General features: G+C 52.0%; 24 protein-coding genes. 18 read left to right on the forward strand and 6 right to left on the reverse strand.

The annotated features are described in order from the left end of the window. Positions 1-18 precede the first annotated feature (18 nt). Complete coding sequence (locus BST81_RS21095; protein WP_075600490.1) at positions 19-1,617, reverse strand: Hsp70 family protein; 1,599 nt, start codon at positions 1,615-1,617, stop codon at positions 19-21. A 175-nt stretch (positions 1,618-1,792) separates the two neighbouring features. On the opposite strand from BST81_RS21095, the gene BST81_RS21100 reads away from it, so the two are divergent. From BST81_RS21100 to BST81_RS21110, 3 genes are all read left to right on the forward strand, one after another. After that, positions 1,793-2,680, forward strand: a complete 888-nt coding sequence (locus BST81_RS21100) for a slipin family protein (RefSeq protein WP_075600491.1) — start codon at positions 1,793-1,795, stop codon at positions 2,678-2,680. Between the two features lie 144 nt (positions 2,681-2,824). Beyond that, a complete protein-coding gene (locus BST81_RS21105; RefSeq protein WP_075600492.1) occupies positions 2,825-3,142 on the forward strand; it encodes a hypothetical protein in 318 nt (105 codons plus the stop codon). 122 nt (positions 3,143-3,264) lie between these two features. Continuing rightward, positions 3,265-3,708, forward strand: coding sequence for a hypothetical protein (locus BST81_RS21110; protein ID WP_075600493.1), 444 nt, complete (start codon positions 3,265-3,267; stop codon positions 3,706-3,708). Positions 3,709-3,738: 30 nt separating this feature from the next. On the opposite strand, the gene BST81_RS21115 is transcribed toward BST81_RS21110, so the two are convergent. Beyond that, on the reverse strand, positions 3,739-5,391 hold the full coding sequence (locus BST81_RS21115; RefSeq protein ID WP_075600494.1) for a S8 family serine peptidase: 1,653 nt from the start codon (positions 5,389-5,391) through the stop codon (positions 3,739-3,741). A 235-nt stretch (positions 5,392-5,626) separates the two neighbouring features. Here BST81_RS21115 and rpe point away from each other — a divergent pair, with 235 nt between their 5' ends. The 3 genes from rpe (at position 5,627) to BST81_RS21130 (ending at position 9,183) form a co-directional block, all read left to right on the forward strand. Then, positions 5,627-6,334, forward strand: coding sequence for a ribulose-phosphate 3-epimerase (gene rpe, locus BST81_RS21120; RefSeq protein WP_075600495.1), 708 nt, complete (start codon positions 5,627-5,629; stop codon positions 6,332-6,334). Between the two features lie 338 nt (positions 6,335-6,672). Beyond that, positions 6,673-7,896, forward strand: a complete 1,224-nt coding sequence (gene chlP, locus BST81_RS21125; protein WP_075600496.1) for a geranylgeranyl reductase — start codon at positions 6,673-6,675, stop codon at positions 7,894-7,896. Between the two features lie 231 nt (positions 7,897-8,127). Further along, complete coding sequence (locus BST81_RS21130; protein WP_075600497.1) at positions 8,128-9,183, forward strand: zinc-dependent dehydrogenase; 1,056 nt, start codon at positions 8,128-8,130, stop codon at positions 9,181-9,183. 15 nt (positions 9,184-9,198) lie between these two features. On the opposite strand, the gene BST81_RS21135 is transcribed toward BST81_RS21130, so the two are convergent. Then, a complete protein-coding gene (locus BST81_RS21135) occupies positions 9,199-9,903 on the reverse strand; it encodes a Mo-dependent nitrogenase C-terminal domain-containing protein (RefSeq protein ID WP_075600498.1) in 705 nt (234 codons plus the stop codon). 265 nt (positions 9,904-10,168) lie between these two features. Between BST81_RS21135 and BST81_RS21140 the strand changes: the two genes are divergently transcribed. Further along, positions 10,169-10,537 (forward strand): EamA family transporter, encoded by a 369-nt coding sequence (locus tag BST81_RS21140; protein WP_075600499.1) that lies wholly within the window; start codon positions 10,169-10,171, stop codon positions 10,535-10,537. 22 nt (positions 10,538-10,559) lie between these two features. Here BST81_RS21140 and wecB read toward each other — a convergent pair whose 3' ends face one another. The 3 genes from wecB to BST81_RS21155 are packed head-to-tail and all read right to left on the reverse strand — an operon-like array spanning position 10,560 to position 13,559. Continuing rightward, the gene (gene wecB, locus BST81_RS21145) at positions 10,560-11,621 is read right to left on the reverse strand and encodes a UDP-N-acetylglucosamine 2-epimerase (non-hydrolyzing) (protein WP_075600500.1); all 1,062 of its coding nucleotides are present in this window, start codon (positions 11,619-11,621) and stop codon (positions 10,560-10,562) included. Beyond that, on the reverse strand, positions 11,618-12,394 hold the full coding sequence (locus BST81_RS21150) for a class I SAM-dependent methyltransferase (protein ID WP_075600501.1): 777 nt from the start codon (positions 12,392-12,394) through the stop codon (positions 11,618-11,620). Before BST81_RS21150 ends, wecB begins: the two co-directional genes overlap by 4 nt. A gap of 1 nt (position 12,395) precedes the next feature. Then, positions 12,396-13,559, reverse strand: a complete 1,164-nt coding sequence (locus BST81_RS21155) for a glycosyltransferase family 4 protein (RefSeq protein WP_171974820.1) — start codon at positions 13,557-13,559, stop codon at positions 12,396-12,398. A gap of 118 nt (positions 13,560-13,677) precedes the next feature. Between BST81_RS21155 and BST81_RS21160 the strand changes: the two genes are divergently transcribed. The 11 genes from BST81_RS21160 to BST81_RS21210 are packed head-to-tail and all read left to right on the forward strand — an operon-like array spanning position 13,678 to position 25,977. Beyond that, the gene (locus BST81_RS21160; RefSeq protein WP_216351414.1) at positions 13,678-15,027 is read left to right on the forward strand and encodes a nucleotide sugar dehydrogenase; all 1,350 of its coding nucleotides are present in this window, start codon (positions 13,678-13,680) and stop codon (positions 15,025-15,027) included. Continuing rightward, a complete protein-coding gene (locus BST81_RS21165; protein ID WP_075600504.1) occupies positions 15,024-15,968 on the forward strand; it encodes a Gfo/Idh/MocA family oxidoreductase in 945 nt (314 codons plus the stop codon). Before BST81_RS21160 ends, BST81_RS21165 begins: the two co-directional genes overlap by 4 nt. Next, on the forward strand, positions 15,961-16,542 hold the full coding sequence (locus BST81_RS21170; protein WP_075600505.1) for an acyltransferase: 582 nt from the start codon (positions 15,961-15,963) through the stop codon (positions 16,540-16,542). The genes BST81_RS21165 and BST81_RS21170 overlap by 8 nt, the downstream gene beginning before the upstream one ends. Before the next feature lie 8 nt (positions 16,543-16,550). Then, positions 16,551-17,705: a class I SAM-dependent methyltransferase gene (locus tag BST81_RS21175; RefSeq protein ID WP_075600506.1), complete on the forward strand. Its 1,155-nt coding sequence runs from the start codon at positions 16,551-16,553 to the stop codon at positions 17,703-17,705. A gap of 6 nt (positions 17,706-17,711) precedes the next feature. After that, the gene (locus BST81_RS21180) at positions 17,712-18,884 is read left to right on the forward strand and encodes a DegT/DnrJ/EryC1/StrS family aminotransferase (RefSeq protein WP_075600507.1); all 1,173 of its coding nucleotides are present in this window, start codon (positions 17,712-17,714) and stop codon (positions 18,882-18,884) included. After that, complete coding sequence (gene lhgO, locus BST81_RS21185) at positions 18,874-20,082, forward strand: L-2-hydroxyglutarate oxidase (RefSeq protein ID WP_075600508.1); 1,209 nt, start codon at positions 18,874-18,876, stop codon at positions 20,080-20,082. Before BST81_RS21180 ends, lhgO begins: the two co-directional genes overlap by 11 nt. After that, on the forward strand, positions 20,082-21,095 hold the full coding sequence (locus tag BST81_RS21190; protein WP_075600509.1) for an NAD-dependent epimerase/dehydratase family protein: 1,014 nt from the start codon (positions 20,082-20,084) through the stop codon (positions 21,093-21,095). Before lhgO ends, BST81_RS21190 begins: the two co-directional genes overlap by 1 nt. A 4-nt stretch (positions 21,096-21,099) precedes the next feature. Further along, the gene (gene asnB / locus BST81_RS21195) at positions 21,100-22,980 is read left to right on the forward strand and encodes an asparagine synthase (glutamine-hydrolyzing) (protein ID WP_075600510.1); all 1,881 of its coding nucleotides are present in this window, start codon (positions 21,100-21,102) and stop codon (positions 22,978-22,980) included. Between the two features lie 18 nt (positions 22,981-22,998). Next, a complete protein-coding gene (locus tag BST81_RS21200; protein ID WP_143780441.1) occupies positions 22,999-23,838 on the forward strand; it encodes an ABC transporter permease in 840 nt (279 codons plus the stop codon). Beyond that, on the forward strand, positions 23,835-25,130 hold the full coding sequence (locus tag BST81_RS28210) for an ABC transporter ATP-binding protein (protein WP_075600512.1): 1,296 nt from the start codon (positions 23,835-23,837) through the stop codon (positions 25,128-25,130). Before BST81_RS21200 ends, BST81_RS28210 begins: the two co-directional genes overlap by 4 nt. Next, positions 25,105-25,977 (forward strand): hypothetical protein, encoded by an 873-nt coding sequence (locus BST81_RS21210; RefSeq protein WP_075600513.1) that lies wholly within the window; start codon positions 25,105-25,107, stop codon positions 25,975-25,977. The genes BST81_RS28210 and BST81_RS21210 overlap by 26 nt, the downstream gene beginning before the upstream one ends. Positions 25,978-25,995: the final 18 nt, after the last annotated feature.

Here is a 25,995-nt window from a genome sequence, read left to right on the forward strand (position 1 = left end):
GGTCGCTCCCACCGGACTTTAAGACAATTGCACCACCGGTTGATCATCCAGAAGCGTCTGGTTCGTCAGCAGATCTTCGACAGTCATGCGGAGAAGCCGCCGATCGTCCACCCGAAACTGGACTTTGATCCGATCAGTACCTGGAAACCCCAGGGGCTCCAGACGAGCGATCGTTCTGGCCCCTTCCCGATCGTTGAGGGGCTGCACCTGGTTCTGTCCAGCAGCCAGACTGCGCGTTACCAATCGATTGCCATCAAAATAAACTTCCGTGCCTCCGGTATCAGTCCCCAGTTCCCCCAGGATCAGTTCAATGCTGGGCTGGTTCTCGATCGAAGCCCCCAGGAAGAGTTCTATCGACTGGGTCATGGGATAGGGTTGCCCTGCCTTGATCAGGGGGTGCCAGTTATGGCGGTTCTGTTTCCGGTCCCAGTAGCGGATGCCGTAACTATGGTACAGAAAGTCCTTGAGTTCCACCCCCTGGGCCACCTGGAGGGCTCCCTGGGCGATCGCCTCAAAGGGCCGGGAAGAGCGAATTTTCTGGCTGTCGAAATATTGCTGCGCCCAGGCCTGTACGGACGGAATTTGAGCCGTGCCTCCCACCAGCAACACAGCATGAATGTCATTCATCTCCAGGCCCTGACGCCGTGCCTGCTGCAGAATCTGGGTCATGCTGGTGTCTAAGCGATCGAAGAACTGATGGTCTTGCAGAATGGCTTCGAACCGATCGCGGGTGAGGGACAGCTCATAAGTTTCAAAGGTTTCGTCATTGAAATAGACTTCACTGGCCTGGGATTGCAGGGAGAGCTGGATTTTGAGCTTTTCGGCCAGACGGGTGATCAGGGGAGAAGCCACCAGTCCCTGGGTTTCTACGAAGTAGTCCACCAGCCAATGGTCAATGTCTGACCCACCCAAACTCTGACCTGCTTTAGCCAACACTCGCGCCACTCTGGGACGCTGGCCAGAACTTTCTGCCAGGGATTTTTTACCCCATTGCAGGATAAATCCCAGGGGTTTAGCCCCTGACTGTGATCCAAAATCCAGCCGCACCAGGGACAGATCAAGGGTGCCCCCACCAAAGTCAATCACCAGCAGGGTCTCCTGGTCTGCCAACCCATAGCCCAGGGCTGCAGCAGTGGGCTCATCCAGCAGGCGTACCTGTTCCACCTGCAAGGACTGACACACCTGGCCCAACCAGTGGCGATAGGCCTCAAAACTGTCCACAGGCACAGTCAACACTAGGGATTCCACGGGTAGGGGGACTTCCCGCACCGCTGCCACCACCCGGTTCAGGAACCATTGCCCCGCCCGTTCAAAACTCATCGCCTGCCCGTCCAGTTCTGGAAGAAATCCCTGGATGGGGGTGCCAATCCCGCGTTTGAAATTGCGGAAGAAGCGGGGGTCGCTGCTCAGATCCAGCCCCCGATCGCGCACAGCCTGCCCCACAACCACCTCCTGACGCAGGGCATCTTCCACATAGAGCAGACTGGGAATCAGGGGTGGATTTTGCCCCTGGATCAGGGTTAAACCGGGTAGGGCCAGAGTTTCCGGTTGTTGCGTCGCCCCGTTCCAGCGGGTGACCACGGTATTGCTGGTACCAAAATCGATCGCGATCGTCATTTCAAGCTGCTTGGTTATAATTGCATTGCCCCGGTACGGTCAGGAGCGAATGGCCTCAGGTATTGCCGTCACTCATTGCGATTCTGACTCGGCAAGTGCCCATCTGAAAATTCGTTCTCCACATCGGCTGTTCTACGGGGCTCCTACAATACTTTACCCACTAAGGGCACGGTTCATGGTCAATCGCGAAATTATCATTAAGGACACCCATCGGGGTCTTTATTATGAAAATGGAGTTCTCCTCAGCATTCTAGAGGCCGGACGCTATGAAATTCGCGATCGTGATCGGGGCTGGGTTCGCCTGCAACGGCTGCTTTTTCGCCGTCGCCGCCCGCCCCTAGTCGAAATTGTCCTGGTGGATGTGCGGGAACGGGATTTAACCATCAAGGGCCAGGAGATCCTGACCTCAGATAAGGTGGCCATTCGGGTCAGCATCATTGTCCAGTTTCAGGTGACGGACCCCAGATCCGCCCTGCATCGGGTCCAGGACTATGAGGAACGGCTTTACAGTGATGTGCAGCTTGCCGCCCGCCGATCGCTGGCGTCCATGACCCTGGAAGAAATTCTCACCAATCGCAATCGTCTCAGTGAAGATATTTCCCGGGATGTGACGGGGGCTGCCGCCAGTTACGGGGTGGCTATTCTAAGAGCCGATGTCAAGGATCTGATTTTTCCGGGAAATCTCCAGGAAATTATGAATCGGGTGCTGGCAGCCGAGCGCATGAGTCAGGCTCAACTGGTGGAAGCTCGCACCAAGGCAGAGGTTCAGCAAATTGAGGCCGATGGCAGGTTAGAGGCCAAACGTCGGGAGGCAGAAGCCCAGGCGGCAGCGTCTCACTTGGCGGCGGAGAGTGAAGCCCAGGTGCAGCGCATCAAGACGGAGGCTGAGATTCAGGCCCTACGGCAGCGGGAGCAGGCCGCCCAGGCATACAGTACCTATCCAGCTCTGCTACGGCTTTTGGAATTGGAAACTCTGAAGGATCTGGCTCGCAGTTCCAATGCCCGGATTTACGTGGGCTTCGATCGGCTGCATGGCTCCCCATCTAACGATCGGGAAGAATAGCGGCTCCATACCAGGAGCCATCCCAGGTTCCTCTGCTTGCTTTTACGGTCGCTTACAATGACGGTATCGGTTCAGCCAACTGTTCGATGTCTGTCATCCCTGAGATCCCTACAGTAGCCTGAAGGAACCCGGAGCAGCCTGATTATGACCCACTCAGAACCCAGCCGACTGGACCGCATTGAAGCCGTGTTAGAGGCACACAATCAGCAAATTGAATCTAATAGTCAGCAGATAGAGCTTCTATTCACAGCGCTGCTGCAAACGAATGAAGTGCAGCGATCGATGCTGGATTCCATCCAGCGTTTAAGTGATACGGTCGAGCGAGTTGCCCAACGTCAGGCAGAATTGGCAGAAGAACAGCGCCAGCAGCTTGAGCGACAACGCAAATCAGATGAGCGCTTCAATGTCTTACTTGAGGAAGTGCGGTTTCTCATCCGTCGATTGGACGATCGCCCCGCCTGAATGCTCTCTCTGCCCACTAGTCTGGTCGCTTATAATGGCAGTATGGATTCAGCTAACTAGATTGATGCTCGTAATCCTCGAAATCCCTACAGTGGTCTGAAAGAACCGGAGCAGGCTGCATTATGCCCCCCTCAGAACCCAGTCGAGTAGACCGCATTAAAGTCGGGATCAAGGCCCATAAACAGCAGATTGACGCCTTATTCGAAGCGATGCGTCGAAACCAGGACTTAAACACCCAGATATTAGCAACCATTGAGCGATTGTCTGTTGTTGTCCTGGGATCAGGGACGCATACAAAGCGAACGGATGAGCTAATTGAGCCCCTAGCGGCATCAGAAGAAAGGCATGAGCACTTATCTGACAATCTGTCCCATCAGCGACAGCAGATGCTCAGTCAACAGCAGGATTGGGAAAAGCGCGAGCGGGAGATAGAAGAACGTCACCAAGAATGGGCTGTCTGGCGACAAGAAATGGACCAGGCCAAGCGCAAGAATGATGAACGCTTTAACATTCTGCTGGCAGAGATTCGGTTGATGAACCGTCGCTGGCAACAGGGCGACACATAAGGAGCGCCTGATGGGAGTCCCTATGACCCCCTAGTTGGGCACAGTCCACCAAGCCAGCCCATAGGACTGTACTGGCTGGTTCACCTGCTGCCGATAAACCACCCGAATCTTGTAGCGACCCGTCTGGGGAATGGGGAAGAAAATATGCTCCACGCTATCCACTTCACTGATGGAGGCATCGATACTCTTACCCGTGTCCATCTCATCAGCCCTCATCAGATAAAGGTCCAGGTTATTTAGCCCCTTATCCTCGAACCCTTCTCCCAGGTCAAACTCACCATTGTTGTTCAGATCCTTCAGCTCCACGACCCGATCCCAGACCAGGGTCAAGGAGACAAAGCTACCTGCCTTCAAGGGACGTTCCAGCACATAATCTCGAAACGCAGGCAGCTTACCCGTACCAGACGGCGCACCTACCGATCGGTAATCCCAGCCGATCGGGGGAATCGCTGGTCCTGGCCCAAACTGCCCGGGACTAAGCTGGAGATAGGCCCGAAACGCATTCAGATGCCCCGTCCCCATTTGCATATCTAGAGGAATGATCCGGTCCTGATAGGCATCAGAAGTCAGCCAATCCTGATTCGCCTTATTGAGTAACGTTCGGCTCATCCCCAGGAACAGACCATCTCCCGAGTCCTTAATCTTATCCGCCGAGTTCATCAGGATCGCCTTCATCACCTCATGGCGACGGGAATCTGTGCTCCAGTTGGGTTGACGGGTGCGGAGTTGGCGATCGCCATGCTCCTGCAGCAACGCTACCGTGGCCGTGACATGGGGAGCCGCAAAACTGGTTCCACTGCCCCGCGTCACCTTGCCATCCGGATTCATAATCGGTACGCCATTTCCTGGAGCCACCAGACTGATCGCCCGACGAGGTCCGATATTATTCTCGATCCCTGAAACTCGACTAGCAAAACTGGAGACCGTATCTCCCAAATTGGCAAAATCCACCTTCGAGAACAGGCCGAGTCCCTGAGATTCTCCTGCTTCAAGATTGGGGCGGTAACGACTGCTAAACGCCACATTTACCCCATTGAAGTTATCAGTGGGAATGGGAATCCCCCCTTTTCCCTGGTTGCCCGCCACCACATACACCACATCATGGACTCGAGCCGACCAGTCGAGGCACTGGGTCAGGAGGGCATTCCCATCCAGGACCGCCTGGGGGCGAGGATCTTCCCGTAGGGATTCGCCAAAACTAAAGTTAATCGCCCGCACATCCCCCCCATTCTGCTGGGCAACATGTTGCGTTGAAAGACATTCCTCCGGCTGACCATTGCGCTTCATCAGACCCACAGCTGAGGCGTAGAGGCGAGCATCCGGAGCCACTCCCTGGAGAGCCTTATCGTTGCCAATCATGATACTGGCTACATTCTGGGCATGGGGGTCCAGGTTGACATTCACCTTGGCCGGTACATTGCGGAAAAATACCCGCATCACCGAAACTCCCCGATTTCGCGAAACCGCTTTGTCAATGCCAAATTGGCCGGGACGGCCAATTTCCACCTGACCGATCGCAATCTTTCGCCCCGTCAGATTGTAGGGGGGACCATGGAGCTTCAGGGCATCAATCCCCAATTCCCCGATCGAGGACTGCTGCATCAGATTGCTGAGGGCTACTGGGGTCAAACCCAGCCACATCGCCCCCAAAGCACCAAACACCCATGCTGTCGTCTTGATCATGCGTACCGACCTTTATCCGTATCGAGTTCGATGCGAAGGGTTCTCTTAGGATCACGGATGAAATCAAGTGGACCGTTGGGGCGCAGAGGCGAAACCCCCACCCCCCCACTTAATTAAATTCACATTCCTTCGAGGAGAAAGAAGATGATAAAGCCATCTCTGGGGATCAAAGGATCAGGAACGGGCCATATAATGAAACTAATTGTTACAGAGGACGCAGAAGAGGCCATACCCTATGACCCAGCCCCAATCCACTAAACCCATTGTCATTGCTCCATCCATTCTATCTGCTGACTTCAGCCGCCTGGGGGACGAAGTGCGCGCAGTTGATGCTGCCGGAGCAGATTGGATCCATGTAGACGTCATGGATGGTCGGTTTGTGCCTAACATCACGATCGGTCCTCTGGTAGTGCAAGCCATCCGCCCAGTGACCCAAAAACCCCTGGATGTCCATCTCATGATAGTCGAACCCGAGAAATACGTTGAGGGGTTTGCGAAGGCCGGAGCCGATATCATTTCTGTCCATGCCGAGCACAATGCCTCGCCTCACCTGCACCGGACCCTCTGCCAGATCAAGGAACTGGGCAAGCAGGCTGGCGTCGTGCTGAATCCCTCCACCCCCCTGGAGTTGATTGAGTACGTTCTGGAAGTCTGCGATCTGATTCTGATTATGAGCGTCAACCCCGGCTTTGGGGGCCAGAGTTTCATTCCTGCGGTTGTACCCAAGATTCGCAAGCTGCGTCAGATGTGCGACGAGCGGGGCCTGGATCCCTGGATTGAAGTGGATGGTGGCCTGAAAGCAAACAACACCTGGCAAGTGCTGGAAGCTGGAGCCAATGCGATCGTGGCTGGCTCTGCCGTCTTCAATGCGCCTGACTATGCCCAAGCCATCACCGATATCCGCAACAGCAAGCGTCCTTTGCCTGAACTGGCTACCGTATAGATCTGGAATTTAGGTCTCCAACTTCTCGAAGATGCCGAAGACCTAAAAATGTCCACCATGCTGGCAGATGGGATTTACTTAGTTTTCAGAGAGAGACCTCTTGTCTCTCTTTTTTGTTGGTGGATACCCTGAACATCCCGTTCTATCAACTTTAAGCAGGGAGAATCATCAGGTTAAATCTATCGTTTTCCGTGTTTTTTGCTACAAAAATCCTTTATTTTGTGGCAAACTGTTAAGCTCTATTTCATTTCTGTCACATATCCCAATCCCAGTCGGAATCCGGGAAAACCTCCGTGGTAACATCCAGTTTGTAGCCATACGAGATTGGGAGAAAACCTTTGTCACTACGGGTTGCTGTTGTAGGTGCAGGTCCGGCAGGTTCTTCCGCTGCCGAGACCCTGGTAAAAGCTGGAATTGAAACTTATCTTTTTGAACGCAAATTAGATAACGTTAAACCCTGTGGCGGAGCCATCCCCCTGTGCATGGTCAGTGAGTTCGACCTGCCGCCAGAAATTATCGATCGCCGCGTCCGTAAGATGAAAATGATCTCGCCTTCCAATATCGAGGTCAATATCGGCGGCACCTTAAAAGACGACGAATATATTGGGATGTGCCGTCGGGAAGTGCTGGACGGCTACCTGCGCGATCGAGCAGCCCAATGCGGTGCCCAGGTGATCAACGGAACCCTGTACAAGCTGGAATTGCCAGCTACCGATAAAGGAGCCTACACCCTGCATTACGCCGATCACTCCAATGGCAGCCTGGAAGGGGAGAACAAAACCCTGCAGGTGGATCTGGTGATTGGGGCAGATGGAGCTAATTCCAGAGTGGCCAAGGCAATCGATGCGGGGGATTACAACTACGCGATCGCCTTCCAGGAGCGCATTCGTCTGCCGGAAGACAAGATGGCCTATTACGAAGACCTGGCCGAAATGTATGTCGGAGATGATGTCTCCCCTGACTTCTATGCCTGGGTCTTCCCCAAGTACGACCACGTTGCCGTAGGGACAGGCACCATGAAGCCTAACCAGTCCCGCATTAAGCAATTGCAGGCAGGCATCCGCGCCCGGGCCGCCAAGCGATTGGAAGGCGGCAAGATCATTCGGGTGGAAGCCCACCCCATTCCCGAACATCCCAGACCCCGGCGGGTCGTCGGTCGTGTAGCCCTAGTCGGAGACGCCGCCGGTACCGTCACCAAGTCCTCGGGGGAGGGCATCTACTTTGCAGCCAAGTCTGGCCGGATGTGCGCTGAGGCGATCGTGGAATTCTCCCAGAAGGGTGAGCGCATTCCCACAGAGCAAGACCTGAAAGTTTACCTGAAGCGGTGGGACAAAATGTACGGCACCACCTATCTGGTGCTGGATATCCTGCAACGGGTCTTCTACCACTCCGATGCCACCCGCGAGGCATTCGTTGAAATGTGTGCGGACATTGACGTGCAGAAACTTACCTTCGACAGCTACCTCTACAAGACCGTGGTGCCGGCCAATCCCCTCACCCAGCTCAAGATCACCGCCAAGACGATCGGCAGTCTCCTGCGCGGCAACGCCCTAGCTCCTTAGGATCACAAATTAAATCAGCTCAACAGGCGCAGCAAGCCTAAAATGTTGGTTTAGCTTTGCAGGGGGCCAGCCCCCTGCACCCCCGTTGGAGGACACCGCGCGTCCTCCAAACCTCCTCCGCAAAAAGCCCGCCGCTTAACAGCTCGTCGAGATGCCTACGCACCCGGCGCGGATAGTTTTATGGTAATGACCAGCTTGTGATAGATCTGGAAAGGTCCTTCATGAATAGTTATGAAAGCTCAGGTATTCCGGGGAGTTAATCAACTCGTTTACGAAGAGGTGCCCACGCCAGAGGTTGCTGCTGATGAAGTACTGGTGCAAGTGCGGGTCGTGGGTCTCTGTCAATCCGACATCAAGAAAATTCGCTATCCCCTGTATGAGCCGCCCCGCATTTTTGGCCATGAAACCGCCGGGACGATCGCAGCCGTGGGGTCAGCGGTGCAGGGCTGGCAGGTGGGCGATCGGGTAGTTGTGTTGCATCATATTCCCTGCATGCACTGTGCCTACTGCCTGAACGACAACTTCTCCATGTGCGAGGTCTATAAGACCATTACCACAACGGCAGGATTTGCCCCCAGTGGCGGTGGGTTTGCCGATTATGTGAAAGTGCCGGGTCATATCGTCCACCATGGTGGCCTGATCCGGATTCCTGCCGACATCAGCTTTGAACAGGCTAGCTTTGTGGAGCCGACCAACTGTTGCCTGAAAGCAGTTAAGAAAGCCCAGATTGTCCCCGGTCAGACAGTACTGATTACCGGAGCCGGACCGATCGGGCTCATGTTCATCATGCTGGTGAAATATTTTGGGGCCAGGGCGATCGCCACAGATTTGATCCCCAGCCGCATTCAGAAAGCCCTGGATCTAGGAGCAGAAGCAGCCTTCGATGCCCGCGATCCAGACCTGCCAGTGAAAATTCAGTCCTTGACTGGTGGCCTGGGAGTGGATACCAGCCTGCTAGCAGTGCCCAGTCCCAAAGCTTTCTTCCAGGCCCTAGACTGCACCCGCAAAGGCGGCAAAATTCTGTTCTTTGCTGAATTCCCCGATGAAGTGGAAATCCCCATCAATCCCAACCTGCTCTATCGGCGAGAAATTGACCTAATGGGCAGCTACAGCTCTTCCTACCGGGTACAGGCCCTAGCCGCCGATATTGTCTTCAACCGGCGGATCGATGTAGATGCCCTGATCAGCGATCGCTATCCCCTGCGGGAATTATCCAGAGCCGTAGAACAGGCTGTCGCTCCCACCCCAGACACTTACAAAATCCTGCTTTACCCAGATCATGGGTGAGCCTACAACCGCCCGTCAGCAGTAAGGCGACACATCCTCACCACAGTCATCCGCCAAATAGGAGAGCGATCGGAACCGCAGCCCCACCAGTTGCTCATACAACGGATTCAGCTTACACAGAGGGGGGATGTGGACCACCTTACGCCCAAACAGGGTAATATCCCGCTCAAAGGGACATTGGGGTGGAATCATCTTGCAAAGGAAACGGGCCACACGCGGGTCATGGATATCCATCTCATCCAACCAGTCCTGCAGGGGCTTCAGCGGTTGCGGTTTAGCTTCCGACTGCGGCAGCGAGAGAGGAGAAGCAGCAATAAGAGAAGACTCACCCACTGGCGCACCCGTTTCAGGCTGATAGAGCGTCTGTTCCAATGCCTGGAGAAAATCCAGTTTCAACCCCAACGCATCACAGAACTGATTCACCAGTTCATGTTCACAGGTCGAGTAAGTCCCATCCGCGATCGCCACCATCACCGCCGTCCGCAAAAAATCCTCCCCGATCTTCTTATCCTTTCCCAGGGCAGCCGCCAGCTCCCCAGCAGAAATCGGTTCCAGGGGAACCTGCACAGCTTCCGTGCCCAAGTCCGAGTGGGTCAGATCCGTAATCAGACTTTGCTCCTCAGCACTAAAATCTCCATCCGACCAAGCCAGAGTCAGGAGTCCCCGTAACCACACTGTAATCTGTTCATCAGACAGAGAAGACGTTGTGTTGCTACCCATAAAAATCCAGAAAATGCAATCTACCTGGAGTCAATCTTACCCACCTCCTACCCAGCCCACAACTCCCCGTAAAGACGCGATTTATCGCGCCTCCCCATCGCATCTCCCCATCGCGTCTCTATAGCTGCAGGGTATGCGCCTCGATCGGCAATGAACTAAACTGGAAGACTAAACTCTCAATCCCCAAGACCATGCCCGCCCTCGCACAAGCATTGCATGTAACGCCTCCAGGCAGGCATCCGATGAAAACCCCCTTGGAATTGGTATGACCCTACAGGAACTTAGTTTGCTCCTGACCTCTGTATTAGCCAGCGTCGCAGGACAGTTTTTCCTGAAGAGCGGGGCCTTGAAACTGGGGAAAGTCACCTTCAGTAACCTAATAGGTCACATCATCGGCATCACCAGCACCCCAGAACTCTTGATTGGCTTGACCTGTTATGCGCTGGGGGCGATCGCCTACATCCTCCTTCTCACCCGGGTCCATCTCAGCATTGTGGGTCCAGCCATTGCGCTGTCCTACGTCTTTTCGGTCCTCATCGGCTATTTTGTGTTTCAGGAACCCATCCCCATCAGTCGCATCGCTGGCTTGGGATTCATCATCGCAGGCGTCTTGCTAGTTGTCAGTAATAAGTAAGAACTGGATCCACTCCAAACTGTCAGCCACCGAGAAGGATTTCAGCAATTTTTCCAGACGCATTCCCCTCACCATAGAGGGAATCCCATTGAACAGGTGGGATAAAATTCCGAATCTTTTGGGGTAAATCCTCGGGCTCAACCAATTGATTCCAGCCAGAGTCGATCGTTTCTCGCCACTCCGTCTCCTGCCTCAAGGTAAAACAGGGACGCCGCAGCATATAGGCTTCTTTCTGGACTCCCCCAGAATCAGTGATCACAGCCTGACAGGTGGCCTGCAGCTTCAACATATCCAGATAACTGGCTGGGGAAGTCATCCGCAAGGCTGGATGAGCCAGGTAATCCGTCAGATCCATGGCCTCAATCCGCCCTCGGGTTCGGGGATGGAGGGGAAACACCACGGGATGATCCAGTTGGGTCAGACTCTGCAAAATCGCCTCCAGCCGATCGCGGCGATCGGTGTTAGCAGGCCGGTGAATCGTCACCAGATAGAAGGGTTGCGTCTCCAGGTTCAAATGCTCCAGGATAAAAGACCCGGTCTTGGCCTTCTCCCGGTATCGACACACCGTATCCATCATCACATCGCCCACCAGGTGCACCCCGGCAGAAATCCCTTCCTGCTGCAGGCAATCCACGGCCAGGGGAGTCGGGGCAAACAGTAAGGCAGAAAGGTGATCGGTGACAACCCGGTTGATCTCTTCTGGCATCCCCCGGTTGTAACTGCGTAGACCAGCCTCCACATGGGCGATCGGAATCTGTAGTTTGGCCCCAACCAAGGCCCCTGCCAGGGTGGAATTGGTATCCCCATAAACACAAATCCAATCAGGCCGATCGGCGATCAGCAATTCTTCCAGACGCTCCATCATCCGACCCGTCATGGCCCCATGATTCAGGCTATGGATTTCCAGATGATGGTGGGGCTGGGGGAGATCCAGATCTTGAAAAAAGATATCAGACATCTTGGCATCAAAATGCTGGCCAGTATGAATGATCACTTCTTCAAGGCCAGCCTGGGCAAACGCCTGACTGACCACGGAGGCTTTGATGAACTGGGGCCTGGCCCCTAAAACAGTGGCAATTTTCACAAACGAGATCGCTTCTGCGCTACAAAGAAATAATTCTGGCAGATCAATGAGAACGGATATTGTAAGATTTCATCGCTGCCATTCCAAATCCTAGCAACCCATGGTGCATTCCTCAGGGGTTTTGGCAACGCTCCCCAGAGATTTCTGGGTAAGGCCCCATAACGATGCATCGCCACGATCGTCAATCCGGCCTGTTGGCAGAGGGCCTCGATCGATCGGCGAGTGTAGCGATAGGGATGGTGGTACTTGTTCGGAATCAACGCCGCCAGGGAATCGATCACCCCCCACTGATTCGGCAGGTGATAACAAATAAAATAACCATCCAGGGCAAGGATGCGATGGATTTCCTGCAAACTGCCCAACTCAGTACCCCCAGTTTCTCGCACATGCTCCAGCACCCCGACGGAGACGACGGCATCGAATTCTCCTTCTGCATAGGGCAAACGGGTAGGCTCCCCAGGATCTCCCTGTTTGAAGGTATAGGGAAATTGGCTGGACAATTGCTGCAGTTGGAGACGCAATGGGAAATCACTCAAGGCAAAACCAGACACCTGGTAGCCTGACCGCATCAGAAAGTAGGAGAAGTGGCCGTTGCCACACCCCCAATCGAGCACCGAAGCCCCCTTCGCAACGTACCGATCCCAAAGCTGATAAAGCCGGAGAAATTGGCAGGCCCCCACCAGGCTGCGAAATTGCAGCAGTTCATAGGCAGCACTTTCAGACTGGAACTGGATGAGGTCTTGCATCACCTGATTCAGGCGTTGAGACTGCATGTCAACCGGACTCCATCACAGCCAGAATCTCTTGAGACACCAGTTGCCAGGAAAAATATTGCTCTGCATAACGGCGGGAGATGGCCTGCATCTGCGCCAGGCGATCGGGGTCTCCGATCAGAGCGATGGCCTGGGCCGCCAGATCTGCCACATCGCCAGGGTGGTGGAGGGCTAAAAAGCCTGCTGGCTCAAATTCCTGAATACCTGCAATGCGGGAAGCCAAAATTGCCCGACCCGCCGCCGCATAAGCATAGAACTTAATCGGAGAATACCCAATTTCCGATAGCCCCTGCTTGGGGAGCAAAGCCAGGTCAAAGCAATTGATATAGAGGTTCGATTGGGCATAGGGCACAGATCCCAGAAATTGTACCCGCGCATCTGCACCATAGGTTTGAACCAGATAGTCGTACTGACGACCTTGACCCACAACCAGAAGCCGCACCTGGGGGTACTGGCTAGCAATCAGAGGCATGGCCTGAATTGCAGTTTCCACACCCTGCCAGGGCTCCAAATCCCCAATAAACCCCAGGTAAAAAAAGTCAGGGTCCAGCCCCACCTGTTGCAGGGCCTGCTTTCGCTCCAGTGGCTGAAACAGTTCGATGTCTGTGGCATTACGGGTCACCAGAATCTTGGCTGGATCAACGCCCCGGAGCATGAGTTTCTTCTGAATCCCCGGTACCACAACCGCAACCAGAGAAGCCAGTCGGGCATCCATGACCTGGAACTGTTCTACGAGACGATGAAACAGACCGGGAACACCCATCAGGTTTAACTCATCCGCAAACCACCCATTCTGCTCGGCCAAAATATTGGGAAATCCCTTCATTCGCAAGGCCAGAGAAATCAAGCTGGAGAACAGATTACTCCGCAAATAGACCCAGTCATAGTTCTGCCTGGATACGGAGAGGATGGTCGGGATCTGAGCCAGCGTATTAATACTGGTCTTGCTGAGAGGGATCAGGCGACTCAGGTGGCGACTGGAAAAAAACACCTGATCGAAATGCTGGTCCATGGGGGCACGCTCGGCCCAAATTGCCCCGGGATCAGGAATCAGAGCATGGATGGTGTGTCCCTGACGCCTAAATTCCTGGGCCAGGGATAAAAAATGGGCCGTCCCACCGTTGGGCTGGGACAGGTTCAGGGTTGAAATCATTAAGATTTTCATGCCCGTCATTTTACGGGAATTGGGAATGATTTGCGTACTAGACCCTCATCCATGGTTAAGATAATAGCTTAAGTTTTTATACTCAAAATTCACCTAACGTAACTAACCAGACTCCCCAATGTCTATTTCTACACTCATGACGGAACAGAATCAGAATCAGGTGTTTCTACAACTAAAGGAAAAAATCATCAATCGAACCGCGATCGTGGGTGTAGTTGGGCTGGGATACGTCGGTCTTCCTTTCGCAGTAGAAAAAGCAAAAGTCGGCTTCCAGGTGTTGGGGGTAGAGCAAAATCCTGTTCGCGCAGATAGCGTTAATCGGGGACAGAATTACATTGCAGACGTGATTGAAGAGGAACTGCAACAGGTTGTCCAGAATGGCTATCTGAAAGCTCTGACGAGTTTTGATCAGGTTCCAGAAATGGATGTGATCGTCATCTGCGTGCCCACGCCCCTGACAAAAAATTTGACGCCAAACCTGGCTTACGTGGAAAGCGTCACCCACAGCATTGCCGAACACCTGCGCCCCGGTCAACTCGTCACCCTGGAATCCACCACCTATCCTGGTACTGTCGATGAGGTGATGCGTCCCGTTCTGGAAGCAGGGGGTCTGAAACAAGGGGAAGATTTTTTCCTGGCCCATTCGCCAGAACGAGTCGATCCAGGCAATCAGCGCTACACCACCAAAAATACCAGTAAGGTTGTTGGCGCTTCTGACCCGCTCTCACTGGAGATTTCCACCCTGTTCTACCAGCAAACCATTCTTCATGTTGTTCCGGTGACCAGCGCCAAGGTCGCAGAGATGGTCAAGGTATTTGAAAACACCTTCCGGGCCGTTAACATTGCCCTGGCCAATGAACTGATGCTGCTGTGCGATCGGATGGACATCAATGTCTGGGAAGTGCTGGATGCAGCCAATACCAAGCCCTTTGGCATCATGCCCTTCTATCCCGGTCCCGGTGTTGGGGGTCACTGCATCCCGATCGACCCCCACTATCTGGAATGGAAGGCCAAAGAGTTTGATTTTGAGACCCATTTCATCAGTCTGGCCGGAGAAATTAATCGCAAGATGCCCGTCTTTGTGCGGGAGAAAGCTTGGCGGGTTCTGAATCAGTTCGGGATCGCACCCGCCCGCGCCAAAGTTCTGGTGATTGGGGCCGCTTATAAAAAAGACCTGGGCGATTGGCGAGAATCTCCCGCCATTACCGTGATGAAACTCCTGCTAGCGGACGGGGCCAATCTGATTTACCACGATCCCTACGTGCCAGAGATTCAAGTGGCCCACCGCGTCCTTTACAATACAGAGTTGACTGATGCGGTGATTCAATCCGTAGACCTGGTAATTATCGCCACTGACCATGGGAAGATTGATTACAACAATCTTATCCACAAGGCGAAAGCGATTCTGGATACCCGTGGTGTCACCCGCCATCTGAACTGCCCTAAAGAAAACGTGGTACTGCTTTGAGTCAAGTTATCGTTGTCGGAGCCGGCAACTGGGGCCGGAACCTGGTGAAGAATTTCCACCAGCTAGGTGCTCTAGCTGGTGTGGCAGAAGCCAACCCAGAATTACGCGCTGCTGTAGAAACAACCTATCCAGGCATCCCCACCTATCAGACATATGACGATGCGTTGGAGGCGGAGGATGGCCCGATCGTGCTGGCCACGCCAGCTCCTCTCCATTACGCCATGGCCCTTTCAGCCTTAAAAGCTGGAAGGGACGTTTTTGTCGAAAAACCCATGACCCTGCGGGCAGAGGAATCGCGCCATCTGGCTGAATTTGCCGATGCCCACGATCGGATCCTCATGGTTGGCCATCTCCTCCTCTACCAGCCAGCAATTACCTGGATGCGGGATTATCTGGCCAGTGGGCAGGCTGGACGAGTGTTGCATGTAGCCACCCAGCGAGCTGCCCTGGGGAAAGTGCGAACGGAGGAAAATGTCTGGTGGTCTTTTGCCCCCCATGATGTTGCCATCATTCTGGAGTTACTCGGCAGTCCCAAAATTTCTCAGGTCAAGGCAACGGGGCAGGCCCTTCTGCAGCCCCAGATTGAAGACTTTGTCCATGTGGATTTGCAGTTTGAGGGCGGGCAGTCGGCCCATCTCCATTGCTCCTGGCTGTGGCCAGAGAAGCAGCGGGGAACGGTGGTGATTGCAGAGCGGCAAATGCTGGTCTACGACGAAATTCGCCAGGTGTTGACTGTGCATGACAAATCTATCGGGGCCGATTTGAAGAACGACGATCGGGGCAGTCAGGGGATCGAAGTGACTGCCGCAGAACCCTTAAAAATTGAGTGTCAGCACTTTCTCGATTGCGTCCAGAACCGGCAACGACCCCGTTCCGATGGGTGGAATGGGGTCGCGGTCGTGGAAATTTTGGAACGGGTACAGGAGGTTCTGCGTGGCTGATTATTTCGTTCATCCCACCGCGATCGTGGATGAAGGCGCTGAAATTGGCAATGGCAGCAAGATCTGGCACTTCTCCCATGTTTCCGGCAAGGCCAAAATTGGGGAACGGTGTAATCTGGGCCAGAACGTCTATGTGGCCAATCAGGTCGTCATCGGCAACTTCTGCAAAATTCAGAACAATGTTTCTCTCTATGAAGGGGTCGTTCTGGAAGACTATGTGTTTTGCGGTCCCAGCATGGTGTTCACTAACATCAAAACGCCTCGTTGCGAATACCCCCGCAACACCAGTGCTGACTACAAAACCACACTGATCAAGCGGGGAGCCAGTATTGGGGCCAATGCCACGATCGTCTGTGGGATTACCCTGCATGACTGTGCCTTTGTGGCTGCCGGAGCTGTGGTCACCAAAGATGTTCTCCCCTATCAGATGGTGGCAGGCGTCCCTGCTCGCCCGATTGGTTGGATGAGTGCCTACGGGGACGTGCTGCAATTTGATGCGTTGGGCTATGCCGTTGACTCGATCGGGGCCAAATATCAGAAATTATCAGAGACAGAAGTTATCCAACTGCCATAGGAGAATGCATGCACACTCGCCTTTTAGACCGTCTGTGTTGTTCCTATTGTCAGGGTTCTTTACAGCTCAAGCCATTTGTTCTTGAGGCACCAGCAGCAGCGGTCATCCCTCAACCTGATGATCTATCTGCTGCTCAGGTGCAGCCGTACCCAGACACGATCGTGCAAACAGGGGTACTCCTTTGTCAGACCTGTCAGGTCTGGTATCCGATTTATGCCTATGTGCCAGTCATGCTCCTGTTCAAAACCTCGTTTCACCAGCGGTTTGCCCAGGAATACCAGGCTCAACTTCAGGATTTGTCAGAATATCATCTGCCCGATCGCACACCAGAACCGGGAGAGCTGGCCATCCAGGAAACGTTTACAGACCAGTGGTTAACCGTTCAGGACAGCGAACTGTCCTTCAATTACACCCAATCTGATCTGGAAGCCCTGAATCGCGAGGTCTGGTTGAATTGGCTTCCTGCTGCTGAAACACCTGTACAGATGGTGCTAAATGTGGGATGTGGCTTGGGACGGGAAGCCATAGCGCTGCAAACCGTCACCCAAGCTGAGATTTTTGCGGTTGATCTGAATTTTGGCGTCTTTCAAGGCGCAGCTCGGTTCCGATCCCATGGGGGGATCCATTTTGTCATCGCTTCGCTGTTCCATCTGCCCTTTTCAGGGGGAGCCTTTGATCTGGTCTACAGTCAGGGCGTGATCCATCACACCCTTTGCACCAAAGCGGCTCTGGATGCTATCGCAGCCTTGGTCCGCACTAGAGGATATCTCTTCATCTGGGTTTATGGGCGGGATGATGCTCAGATCAAGGATCCAACCGTGAAAGGTTACCTGACGTATAAATTTGAAGCGGTGGTGCGACCAGTGGTCAGTCGTCTCCCTGCTTTCTTACGCGATCTGGTGATCAATGCACTAACCCTGGTTTTTCATCCAATTCTGAAATCCTATGGCCGGAATCGGCAACAGTGGCAACTCCGCAATACCAACCATGCCTTACGGGACTGGTTGACGCCCAGATATGCACACAAACACAGCTACAATGAGGTCTTGGAATGGTTCGAAGCCCTGGAGTTTCAGATTATCAATGTCCAATCCCCCCTGGCTTACCGGAAATTGTTTGAACGGCCGCTTTGGGGTGTTGGTGTTACTGGTCAAAAACGTTGAAAGCTTATGAGTGAAGGCAAAATTCCCATCTTAGATCTGAAAACCCAATATCGTAGCTTACAGGCTGAGATTCAGGCTGCGATTACCCGGGTCTGTGAATCCGGTGAGTTCATCCTGGGATCGGATGTCAAAGCCTTTGAACAGGAGGTGGCGGCCTATCTGGGGGTCAAGCATGCGATCGGCTGCAACTCTGGGACCGATGCCCTTGTGATTGGTCTGCGGGCGCTGGGTATTGGTCCTGGCGATGAGGTGATCACCACCCCCTTCAGCTTCTTTGCCACGGCTGAATCCATCAGTATGGTCGGGGCAACCCCCATTTTTGCCGACATTGACGCTCAAAGTTTTAATATCAATCCAGAGGCGATTCCAGCTCTGATCACCGAACGGACAAAGGCGATCATGCCGGTTCACCTCTATGGCAATCCGGCGGCCATGAGTCGGATTTTGGAGATCGCCCAGACCTATAACCTGAAGGTGATTGAGGACTGCGCCCAGTCCTTTGGGGCACGGTACGCAGGTACCTGTGGGGTTTGCCAGGGAACCTGTGCGCCGGAAATTCGGTCGGCGATGACCGGGAAACTAACCGGCACGATCGGAGATGTCGGAGCCTACTCCTTCTTCCCCACGAAGAACCTGGGTGCCTATGGGGATGGCGGGTTGATTGTCACCCATGACGATCGCATCGCTGATCTGGCCCGCATGCTCCGGACCCATGGGTCGAAGCAAAAGTACCGGAACGAAATGTTCGGCTACAACTCTCGTCTAGATTCAATTCAGGCGGCAATTCTGCGGGTAAAACTGCCCCACATTAATGCCTGGAATGAAGCCCGCCGCACTGTGGCCCGCACCTATAACGAATTTCTGGCTGGCTTACCTGATGTGATTACGCCAGCCGTGAGTGATGGCCACGTTTTCCATCAGTACACCATCCGGATCACCAATGGCCAGCGAGATCAGGTCCAGCAGGATCTGGCAGCCCAGGGCATCAGTACCATGATTTACTATCCAGTGCCTCAGGATCAGCTGCCGGTCTACAAAGGGAAGTATCCAGCCTATCCGGTGAGCGATGAGTTGGCCAACCAGGTTCTCAGTCTACCGATCTGGCCCGAATTGGAACGGGAAACGATCGAACGCATTGCCCAAGCTCTGAAGCAATTCCTGGCTGCCCATGGCGCGTAAGGTTGATTTTCTGATTGTTGGTGCAGGCATTGTCGGTTTGGCGATCGCACGGGAACTAAAACAGCGGTATCCCAGTAGTTCGGTATTGATTTTGGAGAAGGAAGCCAGACTGGGCAAACATTCCAGTGGTCGAAATAGTGGCGTGCTGCACTCTGGGATCTACTACAAACAAGGATCCCTCAAGGCCAGGGTCTGTGCTGAAGGTGCCCGATTGATGGCCGCTTATTGCGAGGAGCATGGCCTTCCCATTCAGCGAACGGGTAAGGTGATTGTGCCTTTGCGAGCGGATGACGACACCCAATTGCAGACCCTCTACGATCGCGCTGCAGCAGCCGGTGCCAAGGTCGTCTTTGTCGATCGTCAAGAGCTGAAGAAGATTGAGCCGGAAGCTTACACGATCACGGGCAAAGCCCTCTATTCACCCCATACGGCAGTGATCGATTCCCCTGCTGTTTTGCGTCATCTGGCTGAGCGTTTACAAAGCCAGGGCGCGGAAATCCTTCTGAACCACCAGTTCTTGAGTGTTGATGCAGTGGCTGCGATCGCCAAAACCAATCAGGACTGCTTCTCGTTTGGGTACCTGATCAACACAGCAGGCTTACAGGCCGATCTTGTCGCTCAAGCCTTTGGAATAGGCCAACAGTATACGATTCTCCCCTTCAAGGGATTGTACTACCAGCTCGATCCAGGGTGTGGTCTGACCATCAACAGCAATATCTATCCGGTTCCGGACTTACGGGTTCCATTTCTGGGGGTTCACTTTACCAAGAAAGTGGATGGTTCCGTTTCATTAGGACCCACAGCCATTCCCGCATTTGGTCGGGAAAACTATACCGCACTGGAAGGGTTAGACCTCCGGGAAGCACCACAAATTATCCTGCGATTAATCCAGCAATATCTCAACAATCACCAGGGGTTTCGGCAACTGGTGCATGAGGAAAGCATTCGCTTCCTGAAGCCCTATTTTGCTAAAGCGGCTCAGGCTCTAGTGCCCAATTTGCGATCAGAGCATTTGTTAAAAAGTGATAAGATTGGCATTCGAGCTCAGTTGTTGAATTTGCAAACTCAGGAACTAGTGATGGATTTTCTGGTGGACTATACTCCCAACTCGATCCATATCCTGAACGCAGTTTCTCCTGCATTCACCAGCTCATTTAGCTTCGCCAAGTTTGTACTCGATCAAGCCGGACTGAACTAATGGAACTTCAAGGAAAACGATTTTTAGTCATTGGTGGCGCTGGCTTTATTGGCTCCCATGCCGTTGATGCGCTGCTGCGGGAAGATGTCGAAGAAGTTCGCATCTATGACAACTTTACCCGTGGGCGAGAAGAAAATTTGGCAGAGGCGCTGAAAGACCCACGAGTCAAGATTTTTGAACTGGGGGGAGATATCCTCCATCGGGATATCCTGGATACCGCGATGAAAGGCATAGACGGGGTGTTTCACTTCGCTGCACTCTGGCTCTTACACTGCTATGACTTTCCCCGCTCTGCTTTTGAAGTCAATATTGCTGGCACCTTTAATGTTCTGGAAGCCTGCCTGAATAATGGGGTAAAAAAGCTGGTTTATTCTTCGTCGGCGTCCGTCTATGGAGATGCCATTACGGAACCCATGGTTGAGGATCATCCCTACAACAACACCACCTTCTATGGGGCCACAAAGATTGCGGGTGAGCACATGTGCCGATCTCTCTACCATCGGTATAAGGGGACGGAAAAACATCTGGACTATGCCGGTTTGCGCTATATGAATGTCTATGGTCCTCGCCAAGACTATAAGGGCACCTACATTGCCGTGATCATGAAAATCCTCGATCGACTGGACAAGGGACTGCCACCCGTCGTTTATGGAGATGGTTCCCAGGCGTATGATTTCATCTATGTTGGGGACTGCGCCAGAGCGAATATCTGTGCCATGAAATCCGATGCAACAGATTCCTTCTACAACGTCGGCACAGGGATTAAGACGACTATTAAGGAATTGGCCGAGCTGATTTTGGAAGTCACTGGTTCAACCCTGCAAATCCAGTACGAACCCAGTGGTCCCACTTTCGTCAAGAATCGGGTGGGTTGTCCGAAGAAAGCAGCAGCTGAGATCGACTTTAAAGCCAAAACCGATCTGCGAGAAGGTCTGGCCGAATTGATTGTGTGGCGACGCAACCATAAAGAAGAAGTGGCCCAGCGTCGTCGGGCCGCTGGTCTGGCAGACTAACACTATGTGTGGGATCGCAGGAATCTTCAACCTGGACGGAGAGCCCGTTTCGTCCGTCATCTTAAAAAAGATGACGGATGCGATCGCCCATCGAGGTCCAGATGGGGAAGGTCATTGGGTCCAGGATAGTGTAGGTCTGGGGCATCGCCGGTTGGCCATCCTCGATCTGTCTCCTGCAGGCCATCAACCGATGGCCACGATCGATGGACGCTTTATCCTCAGCTTTAATGGCGAGATCTATAACTTTAATGAGTTGCGGATTGAACTGGAAGCCCTGGGATATCAGTTTCACTCCCGTACTGATACTGAAGTTCTCCTGTATGCCTATGCAGCCTGGGGCGTGAGAGCGCTCGATCGTCTGAATGGCATGTTTGCCTTTGCCCTCTGGGATCGGCAACAACGGGAACTGATCCTGGCCCGCGATCGCTATGGCATCAAACCCCTCTACTATCTGCTGCAAGGTAACCATTTTGTCTTTGGCTCGGAGGTGAAAGCCATTCTGGCTCACCCTCTGTACCAGGTCCAGATGGATCTGGAAGGGTTGATGGAGTACTTCACCTTCCAGAATTTCTTCACCGATCGCACCCTGTTCCAAGGGATTCGCCTCCTTCCATCAGGAACCTGGATGCGTCTCTCCTTAGCATCACCGGAACCTCAGCCTCACCAATACTGGGATTACCACTTCACCGACCCCCAAGATGCTTCACTGGACGAGCGGGAGTATGTGGAAGAACTGGATCGACTGTTTCAACAGGCGGTGAATCGTCAGTTAATCAGTGATGTCGAAATTGGGGCTTATCTGAGTGGGGGGATGGATAGTGGCTCGATTACGGCGATCGCAGCCCGCCAGCTTCCTTATCTAAAATCGTTCACCTGTGGGTTTGATCTCAACTCTGCTTCCGGGATTGAGGTCAACTATGATGAGCGGGAACCTGCTGAGTATATGTCCTATCTCTTCAAGACTGAACATTACGAAATGGTCTTGAAGGCGGGCGATATGGAGCGGGTTCTGCCTCGCTTGGCCTGGCATCTGGAGGAACCCAGGGTTGGCCAGAGTTATCCCAACTTTTATGTGGCTCAGTTAGCCGGGAAGTTTGTCAAGGTAGTACTGTCTGGCAGCGGTGGGGACGAACTCTTTGCCGGTTATCCTTGGCGGTATTATCGGGCTGTCGTTAATGATAATTTTGACCACTACGTTGACCAGTACTTTGGGTTTTGGCAGCGACTGCTTTCTCCTGATGAGTTGAAGACTGTATTTCAGCCCATTTGGGGTGAAGTAGGTCATCTCTCAACTCGGGAGATCTTTAAAGGGGTTTTTCGTCAGCCTGTCCAAGATCTGGCTCGTCCAGAAGACTATATCAATCACTCCCTTTACTTCGAAGCCAGAACATTTTTACATGGGTTGCTAATTGTTGAAGATAAACTCAGCATGGCCCATGGACTGGAAACGCGAGTACCTTTTCTCGATAATGATCTCGTTGATTTCGCCATGCAAATTCCAGTGCGGTTGAAGTTGGGCAATTTGAGAGAGGTGATTCGCTTGAATGAAAACGATCGAGGGAATAAAGCAGTACGATACTTCCAGAAAACAAAAGATGGCAAGTTGTTGCTCCGTAAAATTATGGGCCGTTACATTCCTCCTGTTGTTACTGAGAGAGAGAAACAAGGATTTTCTGCTCCCGATGCTAGTTGGTTTAAGGGGGAAAGTATCGACTATGTTCGCCGCAAGCTATATAATCACTATTCCCGACTTTATGACTTCCTTGATCGGAAAGCAGTTCAGGATTTGATTGGGGAGCATCTTGAAGGGCATCAGAATCGACGGTTACTGATCTGGTCACTCTTAAATGTGGAAGAATGGTGTAGACAATTTTTGAAAGCTTAACTAAATCTTAAATCTTCCATGCAAAGTCCCGTCATGCTTGTGAAAGGTCATCTTCATGCCTTCAGGGAGATAGTAGCTCTTCTAAATCGGCATAAATTCTTAGCCTGGGAAATGGCTAAGCGAGAGATTACTGATCGATATAGAGGACAACTATTAGGCACCTTTTGGGCTGTCATGCACCCTTTAACGTTGATTATGGTTTATGTCTTCATTTTTGTCGTTGTTTTTAAAATTAAATTGGGTGGCAATCGGGACATGCCACTAGACTATACAGCTTACTTACTCGCTGGATTGATTCCATGGTTAGGATGTCAGGAAGTGCTGGCTAAAGCTAGTACGGCTATTACGGGTAGTGTCAATCTGGTTAAGCAAGTTGTGTTTCCAATCGAAATTCTGCCTATTAAAGGAGTAATTTCGTCGATCATTAATCAGATTATTCTGCTGGTTTTACTAGGCATTTACGTCTTGATCTCCCATCATTCCTTGCCCTGGACGTACTGTTTTATTCCCTTACTTCTGATTGTTCAAACTCTTGGGATGATGGGAACTGCTTTCATGTTATCAGCAGTAGGCGTGTATTTTCGGGATGTAAAAGATGTGATGCAGGTCTTTATTGTGATTGGCGTTTACTTGTTACCAGTCTTTTATCTGCCTGCTCAAGTCCCCTCAGCTTTTAAGCCAATTCTCTATATCAATCCTTTTAGCTACCTAATTTGGTGTTATCAAGATGCTCTTTACTTCGGGCGATTCGAACACCCTTACGCTTGGGCTATCCTAATTCTCCTGAGTCACATCATTTTAGTGAGTGGGTATCGTCTTTTTCGTCGATTAAAAATCATGTTTGGGAGTGTTTTATGACCCCCCACCTGAACAGGGACATTGCAATTAAGGTTAGTAATCTGTCCAAGATGTATCGCATTTATGCAAAGCCTGCCGATATGTTTTGGGAATTACTGACAGGTAGGCCCCACCATAAGGAATTTTGGCCTTTACAAAATGCATCATTTGACATTGATCGGGGAGAGGTTGTGGGCATCGTTGGGCGTAATGGTGCAGGGAAAAGTACTCTTTTGAAAATACTTGCGGGGACATTAGATAAAACTTCGGGAGACTTTTCTATTAATGGCAGAATTTCAGCTATTCTAGAACTCGGCACAGGCTTTAATCCAGAATATACTGGCCGCGAAAATATCTATATGGGCGCAATGTGCCTGGGCATGAGCCGGGAAGAGGTTGAGAGAAAAATTGATTCAATTATTGAATTCAGTGAGCTGGAAAAATTCATCGATCGCCCCTTCAAGACCTATTCCAGTGGTATGCAGGCTCGCCTAACTTTCTCAACAGCAATTAGCATTGATCCGGATGTTTTAATTGTGGATGAAGCCTTGGCTGCCGGAGATCAATTCTTTGTTTCCAAGTGTATCCGCCGCATTGAAGAAATCTGCACCAGTGGTGCCACGGTCTTGTTCGTCTCCCATAACCTGGCTCTAGTTGAACGCCTCTGCCATAGGGCAATCTACTTTAAAGAGGGCAGCTTAATTATGATGGGAAATGCCCACGAAGTCTGTAAGCGGTATGAATTAGAGTGTTTGCTCGAAGACCAGCTTGCTTTACAAGATATCTGCGATCGTCAGTCAGAAACTTCCGAAACCGATCATTTGGGAACCGGCGAAGTCAGAATCGCAGATCTGGAAGTGCTGGATCAACAATCCTGGCCCGTTAAGCTGTTATCTGTAGGGCAAGCCTACACATTTCGACTTACCCTGCAAAGTCAAATTGATCATTCAAATATTGGTATCACATTGCAGCTCATTGCCGATGATGGCCATGTCATCTTTTCTGTTAACTCCTGGACTTTTATCAATGAGGAAGGCCAGGAAGCTTCTCAAGTAATTTCTGTCTCTGTAGGACAAAATTTCGTTGATATTTCAATTTCAAAGTTGTTAGTAGGGGCTGGAAGATATTTCATTACAGTAGGCGTTATGCCTCATCAAAATACCAATACCTATGATGATTTTTTGGATATCAATATAAAACGGTGGGCCATTTCAGTACAGCGCGAAGGATTGACTCAGTCTGTTGCTATGGAACAACCTGTTTCTTTTAAGTGTGTGAAAAATACAGATGTTACCATCGCTCACCTTTTGTAACGATATTGACTTTTCGGATTGGCAAACTTATCAGGAGGTCCATCGGATACTCTTGGAAGAGTTTGGGATTGTGACAACTGATTCTTTCTGGTTGTTTGCTCCTGCGGGTTCGGACATGGCTCTCTTTAAATCAAATTGTCAAGAGAAAGGGCCAAAGCATGATGAACTGTTGGAAGAAATTCTGGCTGGCCGCTTAAATATTCTGCACAGTGCAGGTAATTTTAGTCAGACCGATACTAGTGTTCGGTCTTCAAGGGGCATGATCAGTGAGGCATTACAGTATTTGTCAGATCACGCCCGAATTCCTCAGATCTGGACCAATCATGGTGATATAGGAGATATACAAAACATAGGTGGGTCAAGCCCTTATTATCAGGAGGGAGACTTACCCAGCTCTGAGACCTATATTGTGGATTTACTCCTCCACTATGGGGTTCGTTTCTTTTGGTTAGATTACCACTGTTCTAATACTTTCGTCTTTGAAAGAGCAGATACTGGCAATAACCCTCTCTGGTCCTTAGAAACAACTCGTTCTGGCCATCAGATTCGATGCTTTCGGCGTTTTCGGGGGGCGCTTCCCAAAGCACCAACAGCCCTCACCTTAGGGGATCAGCTATCGGCATCCAACCTGGAAGCATTGGCGACTTCAGACAGAGGGGTCACTATTATTTATCAACATTGGTGTGCCCATCGAGATGCATCAGGCAAGGCGATCGTAGCAGGAAGACCTATTTTTCCCGAAACAGCCATGTTAGGTTTGAAACAGTTAGTGAAGTTGCGAGAGCAGCAAAGAATTGCACTCATGCCACTAGAAGAGTTGCTCAATCAATGTGCTTCAGCCTTATAACGTGTGATTAGGAGTGTT

This window comes from Leptolyngbya sp. 'hensonii' (genome assembly GCF_001939115.1).
Lineage (GTDB): Bacteria > Cyanobacteriota > Cyanobacteriia.